Origin of the sequence: Pantoea jilinensis (assembly GCF_019104105.1) — a bacterium.
In the GTDB taxonomy this organism is placed as follows: Bacteria; Pseudomonadota; Gammaproteobacteria; order Enterobacterales; family Enterobacteriaceae; genus Pantoea; species Pantoea eucalypti.
On the sequence record NZ_CP077746.1, the window covers coordinates 3,231,844 to 3,244,447 of the forward strand.

General features: G+C 53.8%; 9 protein-coding genes, 2 tRNA genes and 2 rRNA genes. 4 read left to right on the forward strand and 9 right to left on the reverse strand.

Annotation, left to right across the window (positions count from 1 at the left end):
• Window positions 1-13: 13 nt before the first annotated feature.
• Window positions 14-745: an allantoin racemase gene (gene hpxA / locus KTJ90_RS15320; protein WP_003852554.1), complete on the reverse strand. Its 732-nt coding sequence runs from the start codon at window positions 743-745 to the stop codon at window positions 14-16.
• Window positions 742-1,464: a GntR family transcriptional regulator gene (locus KTJ90_RS15325; RefSeq protein WP_003852553.1), complete on the reverse strand. Its 723-nt coding sequence runs from the start codon at window positions 1,462-1,464 to the stop codon at window positions 742-744. The genes hpxA and KTJ90_RS15325 overlap by 4 nt, the downstream gene beginning before the upstream one ends.
• A gap of 143 nt (window positions 1,465-1,607) precedes the next feature.
• On the opposite strand from KTJ90_RS15325, the gene KTJ90_RS15330 reads away from it, so the two are divergent.
• Window positions 1,608-3,116 carry an NCS1 family nucleobase:cation symporter-1 gene (locus tag KTJ90_RS15330; protein WP_003852551.1) on the forward strand — a complete coding sequence of 503 codons (1,509 nt, stop codon included), beginning with the start codon at window positions 1,608-1,610 and terminating at the stop codon, window positions 3,114-3,116.
• Between the two features lie 49 nt (window positions 3,117-3,165).
• On the opposite strand, the gene KTJ90_RS15335 is transcribed toward KTJ90_RS15330, so the two are convergent.
• Window positions 3,166-3,242, reverse strand: a tRNA-Asp gene (locus KTJ90_RS15335).
• Between the two features lie 134 nt (window positions 3,243-3,376).
• Complete coding sequence (dnaQ, locus tag KTJ90_RS15340) at window positions 3,377-4,108, reverse strand: DNA polymerase III subunit epsilon (protein ID WP_008924823.1); 732 nt, start codon at window positions 4,106-4,108, stop codon at window positions 3,377-3,379.
• Window positions 4,109-4,159: 51 nt separating this feature from the next.
• Here dnaQ and rnhA point away from each other — a divergent pair, with 51 nt between their 5' ends.
• Window positions 4,160-4,627 (forward strand): ribonuclease HI, encoded by a 468-nt coding sequence (rnhA, locus tag KTJ90_RS15345; protein ID WP_003852549.1) that lies wholly within the window; start codon window positions 4,160-4,162, stop codon window positions 4,625-4,627.
• Here the strand turns inward: rnhA and KTJ90_RS15350 are convergent.
• Window positions 4,609-5,346, reverse strand: coding sequence for a class I SAM-dependent methyltransferase (locus KTJ90_RS15350; protein WP_003852547.1), 738 nt, complete (start codon window positions 5,344-5,346; stop codon window positions 4,609-4,611). The two genes, rnhA and KTJ90_RS15350, sit on opposite strands and share 19 nt — an antisense overlap.
• 42 nt (window positions 5,347-5,388) lie before the next feature.
• On the opposite strand from KTJ90_RS15350, the gene gloB reads away from it, so the two are divergent.
• Window positions 5,389-6,144: a hydroxyacylglutathione hydrolase gene (gene gloB, locus KTJ90_RS15355; RefSeq protein WP_003852545.1), complete on the forward strand. Its 756-nt coding sequence runs from the start codon at window positions 5,389-5,391 to the stop codon at window positions 6,142-6,144.
• A gap of 71 nt (window positions 6,145-6,215) precedes the next feature.
• Window positions 6,216-7,592, forward strand: a complete 1,377-nt coding sequence (gene mltD / locus KTJ90_RS15360; RefSeq protein ID WP_033742950.1) for a murein transglycosylase D — start codon at window positions 6,216-6,218, stop codon at window positions 7,590-7,592.
• A 110-nt stretch (window positions 7,593-7,702) separates the two neighbouring features.
• Here the strand turns inward: mltD and KTJ90_RS15365 are convergent, their stop codons facing one another.
• From KTJ90_RS15365 to KTJ90_RS15380, 4 genes are all read right to left on the reverse strand, one after another.
• A complete protein-coding gene (locus tag KTJ90_RS15365) occupies window positions 7,703-8,494 on the reverse strand; it encodes an endonuclease/exonuclease/phosphatase family protein (protein ID WP_033762764.1) in 792 nt (263 codons plus the stop codon).
• A gap of 635 nt (window positions 8,495-9,129) precedes the next feature.
• Window positions 9,130-9,206 (reverse strand) — tRNA-Asp (locus KTJ90_RS15370).
• Window positions 9,207-9,293: 87 nt separating this feature from the next.
• A 5S ribosomal RNA gene (gene rrf / locus KTJ90_RS15375) occupies window positions 9,294-9,409 on the reverse strand.
• A gap of 93 nt (window positions 9,410-9,502) precedes the next feature.
• Window positions 9,503-12,410, reverse strand: a 23S ribosomal RNA gene (locus KTJ90_RS15380).
• Window positions 12,411-12,604: the final 194 nt, after the last annotated feature.

Consider the following 12,604-nt stretch of genomic DNA (forward strand, 5'->3'; position numbering starts at 1 on the left):
CGGGAAAGTTCCGTTAGTTTAGATGTTGAAACGCACCTGAGAGAGGTTTCTGCAAAGGCCAGGCCAGATCGCCATGTTTGCTGGTGCCAAAACCAAGCGCCACCAGCGACTCGACCATTTTCACCGCTGCGCTGACGCCATCAATCACCGGCAGGCCCAGCTCCTGGGTCAGCGAAGCCGCCAGCGTCGCCATTCCGCCACAACCCAGCACAATCGCCCCGCTGCCATCTTCCCGTTTCGCCTGAATACAGCGCTGCCGCACTTTTTCCTGCGCCAGACCGCTGCCATCCTCCAGCGCCAGTACCGGCAGATCGATGGCATGCAGCGCGGCACAGTGATGGGTAAAACCATACTGCTGCAACAGATGACGCGCAATCACCAGCGTGCGCGGCAGCGTGGTGACAATGGAGAAACGTGTCGCCAGCAGCGTGGCGGTGTGCATCGCCGCCTCCGCAATGCCGATTACCGGCCCGCTGGCCAGCTCGCGTGCGGCCAGTAAACCCGGATCGCCGAAGCAGGCAATGACATGTCCGCTGACACCCTGCTCCCTGCCTAGCTTGATCTGCTCCAGCACGCCGATGGCGGCGATCGCCTCATCGAAGTGCCCTTCAATGGAGGGCACACCCTGCGACGGCGAAACCGCCAGAATTTCGGTGCCCGGCGCGGCGACCGCACGCGCGGCCTGAGCGATAGTTTCGGTCATCGCCAGACTGGTGTTGGGATTAATGACCTGAATCAGACTCATGAAGCGACTCCAGAGACTGAGGCAAACAGTCGGGAGAAATCGGGCAGGGTTTCTCCGCTGCGCTCAAAGTGCAGGCTGGAAACGATGTGCTCAAAGTGATGCTGAAGCGCGAGAGTCAGCGGTTCCAGCGCACGAGCGCGCAGTAACGCCAGAAGATTTGCGTGATCGTCACAGCGACAGCCGCGCTGCCAGGGCGCGCCCCAGGCGGCAATTACCAGTGAGGAGCGCTGAGTCAGGCTGGTCACCATGCCGGTGAGCACCTGATTACCGGAGATCGCCTGTAGCTGAATATGAAACGCGGCGGAAAGCCGGATGGCTGCCGGACCATCATGATCGGCGTGCGCCTGGTTTTCCTGTGCAATGAGCTGCTCCAGTGCCGCCAGATGCGGAGGCTGCAGATGCGCCAGTACCGCAGGCAGATTGGCGCACTCCATTAAACTGCGGGTTGAGAAGATGTCACGTGCCTCTTCAACGCCGGGTGTCGCCACCTGCGCACCACGTTTGGGCGTCAGGGTGACCATCTGCACCGCCGCGAGGCGCTGCAGCACTTTGCGGATGCCGGTGCGACTCACCCCAAAGACCGCGGAAAGTGCCTCTTCCGGCAATTTACTGCCCGGCGGCAGCTGGTGCTCAACAATAGCGTTCATCAACGCCTGGTAAATCCCTTCATCTTTGTCCTGCAGATGAGTGGCGTCTCGCTGGCCTGTTTTACTCGTCATTACCTGCTCCGGTCGCTCGCTGTGTGCCACTATCGTATACGTGAAAAATAAATATTGTATACAACAAAACAGATCTGGCCTGAATCCTGCAATACCGTCTTACCAGATTATTCATTCCACTTTCAGGTACAGGAGCAGGTTTCATGCCAAAACAATCAACGGTGGCCAGCGCGGCCTCTGAAGCCAGTGCACGTTACAGCCCACGGCTTTGTAACGAAGACCTGGCACCGACTCGCAATCAGAACTGGTCGTGGTACAACATCTTCTCTTTCTGGATGTCCGATGTGCACAGCATGGGCGGCTATGTGGTAGCCGCCAGTTTCTTCACGCTGGGATTAGCCAGCTGGCAGGTGCTGCTCTGCCTGCTGGCCGGGATTTGCATCGTGCAAATCTGTGCCAACCTGGTGGCGAAACCGAGCCAGATGGCGGGTGTCCCTTATGCGGTGATCTGCCGTCAGGCGTTTGGCGTGTTTGGCGCCAATATTCCGGCGGTGATTCGCGGGCTGATCGCGTTCGCCTGGTATGGCATTCAGACCTATCTGGCGGCGAATGCCCTGATGCTGGTGCTGCTGAAGTTTGCGCCGTCGCTGACATCAATGACCGTGCCACACTGGCTGGGCCTGTCGCTGCTGGGCTGGTGCTGTTTCGGCATTATGTGGTTACTGCAGGCGATGGTGTTCTGGCACGGCATGAACGCCATTAAGCGGTTTATTGATGTCGCTGGACCGGCGGTCTATGTGGTGATGGTGGCACTGGCGGGCTGGATTGTATACAAGACCGGTTTCGATGGCATCTCCTTTACCCTCGCCAGCAAATCGCTGACCGCAGGCGAACAGACCTGGCAGATGATTACGGCCACGGCGCTGGTGGTCTCTTACTTCTCCGGGCCGCTGTTAAACTTCGGTGATTTTTCACGCTACGGCAAGAATATGTCCGAGATTCGTCGCGGCAACCGCTGGGGCCTGCCGTTTAACTTCCTGCTGTTCTCTGTGGTGACGGTGGTGATTGTCTCGGGCACCCAGTCGCTGTTTGGCAAAATGATTACCGATCCTATCGAAACCGTGAGCATGGTCGGCAACGATCTGGCGGTCGCGATTGGTCTGCTGACCATGATTACCGCCACCATCGGCATCAACATCGTGGCGAACTTCGTTTCACCCGCGTTTGACTTCTCGAACTGTTCCCCACAGAAAATCAGCTTCCGCACCGGTGGGATGATCGCCGCCGTTGGTTCAGTGCTGTTAACGCCGTGGAACCTGTTCCAGTCGCCTGAGCTGATTCACTACACCCTGGATGTGCTGGGATCCTTTATCGGGCCGCTGTTCGGGATTCTGTTAACCGATTTCTATCTGATTAAGCGTGGCCGTATCTCAGTCGACGATCTGTTTAATGACACGCCATCTGGTCGTTACTGGTATCGCGGTGGCTTTAACCCCAAAGCAATTGGCGCGCTGCTGCCGTCGGTAGCGATTTGCCTGGTGATTAGTTTTATCCCTTCCCTGCATCAGGTGGCGAACTTCAGCTGGTTCATTGGTGCTGGTCTGGCGGCGGGCTGCTATCGCTTTATCGCCCGTGAAGATCGTGAAGCTGAAGATGTGACCCGCGCGCATGGCGAGGTAGTGGCGCAGAAGAATCAAGCCGTCGCTGAATAGCAGACAGCAAAAAGCCGATTCATTTCTGAATCGGCTTTTTTAAAGAGATTGGCGGAACGGACGGGGCTCGAACCCGCGACCCCCTGCGTGACAGGCAGGTATTCTAACCAACTGAACTACCGCTCCGCGCTTTGTTCCCCGTCGGGAACGAGGCGCATAGTAATGGCAGGTTGTTACGGCGTCAACGCTTTTTCCAGGTGAATAAATCGTTTGCTGTTTTTTTCAGCTTGGCGTTGATTTTATCCACAAAAACAGGCCATTCAGCCACGCCACAGACAGCTGCCACCCTTTTTCATCACCAGATCCAGACGGGACTCATGGGCAACCACTTCCTCTTCGCTGGCCGTGACCACGCGCAGTGCAGAGGCGGGACGGACGATGCGCTGAATGCTCTCTCCCTGCGCCTCACGGGCACTTTCACTTTCCGATAAGAACGAGAGCGACGTCTGACCACCGGTCATGGTCAGGAAGACTTCCGCCAGAATCTCGGCATCGAGCAGTGCGCCGTGCAGAGTACGCTTGGTGTTGTCTATTTCATAACGCGAGCAGAGCGCATCAAGGCTGTTACGCTTGCCGGGAAACATACGACGCGCCAGCGCCAGGCTATCGGTAATTTTGCAGAAGGTTTCGGTTTTCTCAATGCCACGGTTCAGCTTTGAGAACTCGTAGTCCATAAAGCCGATATCAAACGGTGCGTTGTGAATGACTAATTCAGCACCGCGAATGTAGTCGAGAAACTCATCAGCGATGTCGCTGAACGCGGGCTTGTCGGCAAGAAATTCATCTGCAATCCCGTGGACACCAAAGGCTTCAGGATCGACCAGCCGATCGGGCTTGAGATACATATGAAAATTGTTGCCGGTCAGGCGACGGTTAATCACCTCCACCGCACCAATCTCAATGATGCGGTGCCCCTCATAATGTACCCCGATCATGTTCATGCCGGTGGTTTCAGTATCGAGAACGATCTGGCGGTTATTTGCAGTGCTCATAAGACCCGTTTTATGTCAGACTTAGCGTTTTTGAGAGGAAGTCTACCAGAGATGCGCAAACAGGTAGAAATATTCACCGATGGATCCTGCCTCGGAAATCCCGGTCCCGGCGGTTATGGTGCGATTTTACGCTACGGTCAGCATGAAAAGACGTTCAGCGCGGGCTATCACCTTACCACCAATAACCGGATGGAGTTGATGGCGGCGATTGTTTCGCTTGAAGCGTTGACTCAACCCTGCGATGTGGTGCTCAGCACCGACAGTCAGTATGTGCGCCAGGGAATCACCAGCTGGATTCATAACTGGAAAAAGCGTGGCTGGAAAACCGCCGATAAAAAGCCAGTAAAGAATGTCGATCTCTGGCAGCGTCTCGACTTAGCACTCAGCACCCACAAAATTCAGTGGGAGTGGGTTAAAGGGCATGCCGGACATCCGGAAAATGAACGCTGCGACGTGCTGGCCCGCACTGCAGCTGAAAACCCTGCCTTTGAAGATATCGGTTATAAAGCCGAGTCCTGATCCTCTGCCTTGCGGAACTGACGCGTCGCGTTGACCGTCTGGCGGATCTTGCTGGTACTCAGGCTCTTCTTTGCCCGTGTCGGCAGCAGCGGGAAGGTGCGTTTACGTGCCACCACAATATTCAGGCAGCCCAGCGCCGGTAAGTGGGCGCTGATCAGTTTCCCGCCCTGTCGATGCCACGGCAGCACCTGAAACCGGGTGCGATAAACCACTTCATAATTCAGCAGCCCCAGCCAGTCGAGCAACCGCATCTGGCTGAACATCCGTCCGCTCCACGGCGCCTTGCGAGTTAATCCCGGCACCATTTTGCTCACGCCAAGCAGGCTGAAGGGATTAAAACCGCTGATGATCATCCAGCCATCATCGATTAACACCCTGTCCACTTCGCGCAATACCCGATGAGGATCCTGGCTCCAGGCGAGCGTATGGGCCATCAGACAGGCATCCACCGACTTCGACTCAAACGGCAACTGCATCGGGTCGGCCAGCACCTGCAACTGCTCACCTTTACTGCCCACATTGACCTGATGTGAAATAGCACAATTTTCTGTGTTGATTTCTGCGCTGAGATTGCCAAGCTTAAGCATATGAAAGCCATATAGCTTTCCGAGGTAAGGCTGAAGCTGCTGCGTTAACGCGTCGCGGAAATACTCTCCCCACGGCATATCGCGCCATGACAGCGGAGCGTTCAGAATCTGGCGTGATTTAGCGGGCTTCATGCTTTACGCTCTTCCTTTTACTACGACCTGCGAGAGGTGATGATGAATCTTACCAGTATTCCTGCGTTGCAGGACAACTACATCTGGGCACTGACGGATGATCAAGGTAAATGCCTGATTGTCGATCCCGGCGAAGCCCAACCGGTGTTAGAAAAAATGGCGTCCAACGGCTGGGAGCCGGTCGCCATCCTGCTGACTCACCACCATAACGATCATACCGGTGGAGTGAAAACCCTGTGTGAGCATTTCCCGCAACTGGAGGTGTACGGCCCTCAGGAAACCGAGGCCAAAGGAGCCAGAACGATCGTCAGCGAAGGGGATAAAGTCACGGTTCTGGGGCTGACTTTCGACGTGATTCATACCCCTGGTCACACTTTAGGACATATCTCATATTACAGCGCCCCTTATCTTTTCTGCGGAGACACCCTCTTTTCAGGTGGCTGTGGACGCCTTTTTGAGGGCACAGCAGAGCAAATGTATGATTCGTTTCAAAAGCTTAATCAGCTACCAGGAGAAACCTTAGTCTGTTGCGCGCATGAATATACTTTATCCAATTTGAAGTTTGCTGCGGCTATTCTGCCTCATGACCCGCAAATAATGGCCGAATATCAGAAAATTAAGGACTTACGCGCTGAAAATGGCATTAGTCTGCCTGTAAAACTGGCGCACGAACGGTCAATTAATTTATTTCTCCGTTCGCAAGACGTTGATTTACAACGCGCTTTAAACGTTAATGTTTCTGATGAACCGCTATGGCATACATTTGCTGTTCTACGCGAGAAGAAAGACGCTTTTTGATTTTTCGGGTTGTGTTGTGAAAAGTCGTCACGTATAGTTGCTCGTCTTTTAAGCGAACTATTGACACACATATGAAGGCTAAAGCGATATTACTCGCCTCAGTCTTGCTGGTGGGATGTCAGGCGTCCAGGAACGATGCCAATATTCCCGAACAGCATGCACAGAGTCTGTCTTCAGCTGGTCAAGGTGAAAATGGAAAGTACGGAGACGAGTTTTTGTCGCCGCGATGGCAGGAAGATGGAACTGGCCTCGCAGCAGACGCAGATCTCTGGAGTTTCATTAGTGACGAGTTGAAGATGGGGATTCCGGAAAACCCGGCAATCCGCGAACAAAAAAGAAAATTTTTAAAAAATAAGAGCTATCTCCACGATGTAACATTACGGGCAGAGCCGTACATGTACTGGATAGTCGAGCAGATACAGAAACGTAAAATGCCGATGGAACTGGTACTGCTACCCATAGTGGAGAGCGCTTTTGACCCCCGGGCAACGTCATCCGCCAATGCCGCTGGCATCTGGCAGATTGTTGCAGCTACGGGTCGAAACTATGGTTTGAAACAAAACCAGTATTACGATGGGCGACGTGATGTGGTCGCATCCACGAAAGTTGCGCTGGATATGATGCAGCGTCTTAACACTATGTTTGACGGTGACTGGTTATTAACCATCGCCGCCTATAACAGTGGTGAAGGACGTGTGCTTAAAGCGATTAAGCAAAACAAGGCGCGCGGTAAGCCGACTGACTTCTGGCATTTATCGCTGCCACGCGAAACAACCGTGTATGTGCCTAAAATGTTAGCTCTGAGTGAACTGCTCAAAAATAACAAGCGTTACGGTATCAAACTGCCGACACCTAATGAAAGTCGTGCTCTGGCGCGAGTGGAAGTGGGTCAGCAGATACAGCTGACGCAGGCTGCCGAAATGGCAGGTATGTCGCTCACGAAACTGAAGAGCTTCAATACCGGCTACAAAGGCGGTGCAACAGCGCCAAACGGCCCGCACTATATTATGGTGCCGAAGTCGAACGTCGCTAAACTGCGTAACTCACTGGCTTCCGGTGACATCGCAGCAGTACAGCCGACGCAGCTTGCAAAAGCCAGCGCGAGTGGCGGGTATAAAGTGCGACGCGGGGATACGCTTTCTGGTATCGCCGCTAAACTTGGCGTCAGCGTCTCGACACTGAAGCAGGAAAACAACCTGCGCGGTGCTGATATCCGACCGGGTCAGACTCTGACTATCGGTTCGAATGGCACCCGACTGGCTGATAACGGCAACAGCATCACCTACCGTGTTCGTAAGGGTGATTCTCTTGACAGTATTGCCCGTCATCACGGCGTCAATATTAAAGACGTGATGCGCTGGAACAGTGTGCTGGACAATGCGAAAGATATTCAACCCGGCGATAACTTAACGCTGTTTGTGAATAATAACGCAACCCCTGATACCTGATACGTTGAAAAGGCTGACAATTGTCAGCCTTTTTCTTTTATGCATCTGCCGCCGTTTACGCATTCCCCTCCCCTTCCCTTGCCTTCTGCTGGCAGCCTTAATGTCTCTTACTAACGTCCTGAACTGAACTCCACCAGTAGCGGATTATGGTCGGACGCGCGCGTGACCAGTACGGATGCTTCGCTCACTCTGAGATCGCGATAGAAGACGAAATCCAGCGGGCGGCCAAACGCTTTACGACGATGGTCGGCAGTAAACATGACTTCTTCCAGTTTCATCCGCTGTGCAAACCGGTAGAGCGCATTGATGCGCTGACGGCTCCATGCATTAAAATCACCGGCCATAATTACCGGTCCCTGGTGGTGCATAATCTGCTCACCAATAGGTCCCAGCTGTTTACTGTAAACGTCCACACCGAGGCTGAAGTTAACCGCATGGATGTTGACGACCATCAGCATATCACCGGCCGGCAGAGGGTAAGCCGTGACCAGTGCCGATTTTGACAGCCTCAGCAGAGGTTCTCGCTCACGTAACGGACAACAATAGACCGGGTGCGCAGAGGCAAGTGTCATCACTCCAGAGGGGTGCTGAGGCAGCACAAACGCGGGCACCTGATCGGCAGCCAGATAGTTACTGGTCGCAAACTCCACCAGTTCAGGTGTGGTCTGCGCCTCCTGCAGTAATACAAGATGTGCATCCTTACCAAATCCTTCCAGTACTGACATCCAATCCGCGCGTTGCTGCTTAAAGATGTTCCATACCAGGACCTTGAGGTTTGGATGCGCTGGCAACGGGGCGCCGGGAGGCAGTGCCTGACCGAGATGGAGCATCGCGCCAGGTGGAAAGATCTGTTCCACTGGTTGTCCTGCTACATATCGCATTGCATAAGTTTTTTTGCGCACTTTCCCGCCTGGCTGATGATTCAAAAATACAGTTAACACCTGTCTGTTATAGGGATTCTAGACCGGGGTTTCAATGGATGCAGGTGAATGTCGGAATTCATCACGCATTTCCAGCATAAAGCAGCCCTTTTTCGCTCGCTAAGCAAATCGAGGCAGATCGGGAGGCGATGTTGTCTTTATCATCATTGAGCCCTGACAGTGGGCAGACAATTAAACAGCTCTGTTTTAGGGGTAAGGATATTAGCCGTCTTTCGAACTTTATGATCGATTGTGAAGTGGCGGAGGGAGCACCTGTGCAGCCACTACGTTTGCCGGTCGGGATGCGCCTTAATGCGGTTGACTGCTACAACACTGGGGTGAGCCAGCCTGGGTGCGGGCTTTATCGATTTTCTCACTGACTGGACAGCTGAGCAGCGACAGCGTATATGAACGCTTTAGAGGCTGGCGTTGTCGGCGTTTAACCGAACACATTCGTAATGGTGGAATCGACAACGGGATTATTGCTTTATGTTCAGATTATCAGCTGTCGTTAACATGATCCTGCAGATCGATGGGAATCAGTGCGCGAACTTCCCGGGCTGATTTAGCTGCAATGGAAAAAGCCCTGACCGTTAAGTCAGGGCTTTCCAATTAAGTGGCGGAACGGACGGGGCTCGAACCCGCGACCCCCTGCGTGACAGGCAGGTATTCTAACCAACTGAACTACCGCTCCACCGATTCTTTCACGGTTCTCAGCAACCGGCTGAGAACCGTCTGTTCCTGTTGCTTTCCTTGTCAGGGGAAAAGGAACGAATTTAATGCCTGGCAGTTCCCTACTCTCGCATGGGGAGACCCCACACTACCATCGGCGCTACGGCGTTTCACTTCTGAGTTCGGCATGGGGTCAGGTGGGACCACCGCGCTAAAGCCGCCAGGCAGATTCTGTTCTCCGCGCCGCCCCTTAAGGCCGCGCAGATATATCCGGTACAGGCTGAAAATCGTGTCTCTCAAAAACGCCTCTGGCGTTGTAAGGTTAAGCCTCACGGGTCATTAGTACCGGTTAGCTCAACGCATCGCTGCGCTTACACACCCGGCCTATCAACGTCGTAGTCTTCAACGTCCCTTCAGGACTCTCAAGGAGTCAGGGAGAACTCATCTCGGGGCAAGTTTCGTGCTTAGATGCTTTCAGCACTTATCTTTTCCGCACTTAGCTACCGGGCAATGCCATTGGCATGACAACCCGAACACCAGTGGTGCGTTCACTCCGGTCCTCTCGTACTAGGAGCAACCCCCCTCAATTCTCCAGCGCCCACGGCAGATAGGGACCGAACTGTCTCACGACGTTCTAAACCCAGCTCGCGTACCACTTTAAACGGCGAACAGCCGTACCCTTGGGACCTACTTCAGCCCCAGGATGTGATGAGCCGACATCGAGGTGCCAAACACCGCCGTCGATATGAACTCTTGGGCGGTATCAGCCTGTTATCCCCGGAGTACCTTTTATCCGTTGAGCGATGGCCCTTCCATTCAGAACCACCGGATCACTATGACCTGCTTTCGCACCTGCTCGAGCCGTCACTCTCGCAGTCAAGCCAGCTTATGCCATTGCACTAACCTCACGATGTCCGACCGTGATTAGCTGACCTTCGTGCTCCTCCGTTACTCTTTAGGAGGAGACCGCCCCAGTCAAACTACCCACCAGACACTGTCCGCAGCCCGGATCACGGGCCTACGTTAGAACATCAAACATTAAAGGGTGGTATTTCAAGGTTGGCTCCACGCGAACTGGCGTCCGCGCTTCAAAGCCTCCCACCTATCCTACACATCAAGGCTCAATGTTCAGTGTCAAGCTGTAGTAAAGGTTCACGGGGTCTTTCCGTCTTGCCGCGGGTACACTGCATCTTCACAGCGAGTTCAATTTCACTGAGTCTCGGGTGGAGACAGCCTGGCCATCATTACGCCATTCGTGCAGGTCGGAACTTACCCGACAAGGAATTTCGCTACCTTAGGACCGTTATAGTTACGGCCGCCGTTTACCGGGGCTTCGATCAAGAGCTTCTCCTTACGGATAACCCCATCAATTAACCTTCCGGCACCGGGCAGGCGTCACACCGTATACGTCCACTTTCGTGTTTGCACAGTGCTGTGTTTTTAATAAACAGTTGCAGCCAGCTGGTATCTTCGACTGGCTTCGGCTCGGGGAGCAAGTCCCTCCACCTACGCGCCAGCGTGCCTTCTCCCGAAGTTACGGCACCATTTTGCCTAGTTCCTTCACCCGAGTTCTCTCAAGCGCCTTGGTATTCTCTACCTGACCACCTGTGTCGGTTTGGGGTACGATTCTGTGTTACCTGATGCTTAGAGGCTTTTCCTGGAAGCTGGGCATTTATCACTTCAGCACCGTAGTGCCTCGTCGTCACGCCTCAGCGTTGATAAGGGACCGGATTTACCTGGACCCTCCGCCTACACGCTTAAACCGGGACAACCGTCGCCCGGCTGATATAGCCTTCTCCGTCCCCCCTTCGCAGTAACACCGAGTACAGGAATATTAACCTGTTTCCCATCGACTACGCCTTTCGGCCTCGCCTTAGGGGTCGACTCACCCTGCTCCGATTAACGTTGAACAGGAACCCTTGGTCTTCCGGCGAGCGGGCTTTTCACCCGCTTTATCGTTACTTATGTCAGCATTCGCACTTCTGATACCTCCAGCATGCCTCACAGCACACCTTCGACGGCTTACAGAACGCTCCCCTACCCAACAACACATAGTGTCGCTGCCGCAGCTTCGGTGCATGGTTTAGCCCCGTTACATCTTCCGCGCAGGCCGACTCGACCAGTGAGCTATTACGCTTTCTTTAAATGATGGCTGCTTCTAAGCCAACATCCTGGCTGTCTGTGCCTTCCCACATCGTTTCCCACTTAACCATGACTTTGGGACCTTAGCTGGCGGTCTGGGTTGTTTCCCTCTTCACGACGGACGTTAGCACCCGCCGTGTGTCTCCCGTGATAACATTCTCCGGTATTCGCAGTTTGCATCGGGTTGGTAAGCCGGGATGGCCCCCTAGCCGAAACAGTGCTCTACCCCCGGAGATGAGTTCACGAGGCGCTACCTAAATAGCTTTCGGGGAGAACCAGCTATCTCCCGGTTTGATTGGCCTTTCACCCCCAGCCACAGGTCATCCGCTAATTTTTCAACATTAGTCGGTTCGGTCCTCCAGTTAGTGTTACCCAACCTTCAACCTGCCCATGGCTAGATCACCGGGTTTCGGGTCTATACCCTGCAACTTAACGCCCAGTTAAGACTCGGTTTCCCTGCGGCTCCCCTATACGGTTAACCTTGCTACAGAATATAAGTCGCTGACCCATTATACAAAAGGTACGCAGTCACCCCCATAAAGAAGGCTCCCACTGCTTGTACGTACACGGTTTCAGGTTCTGTTTCACTCCCCTCGCCGGGGTTCTTTTCGCCTTTCCCTCACGGTACTGGTTCACTATCGGTCAGTCAGGAGTATTTAGCCTTGGAGGATGGTCCCCCCATATTCAGACAGGATACCACGTGTCCCGCCTTACTCATCGAGCTCACAGCATATGCGCTTTTGTGTACGGGAGTATCACCCTGTACCCTGCGACTTTCCAGACGCTTCCACTAACACACATGCTGATTCAGGCTCTGGGCTGCTCCCCGTTCGCTCGCCGCTACTGGGGGAATCTCGGTTGATTTCTTTTCCTCGGGGTACTTAGATGTTTCAGTTCCCCCGGTTCGCCTTGCAGCACTATGTATTCATGCTGCAATGATGCACAGAGTGCACCGGGTTTCCCCATTCGGACATCGACGGCTGTAGCGGTTCATATCACCTTACCGTCGCTTTACGCAGATTAGCACGTCCTTCATCGCCTCTGACTGCCTGGGCATCCACCGTGTACGCTTAGTCGCTTAACCTCACAACCCACAGGCGTTTTACAACGCTGCGAGCTGCAAGCATTTGAGAGACTCGAACGTGTCGCGCTTTTCATTCTTATTACGGAGAATGAAAACGACACGTCGTTTCAATTTTCAGCTTGTTCCGGATTGTTAAAGAGCAAATATCTCAAACGCGCCACGGCTGCTTACGCAACCAGAACGGTTTTGAGATA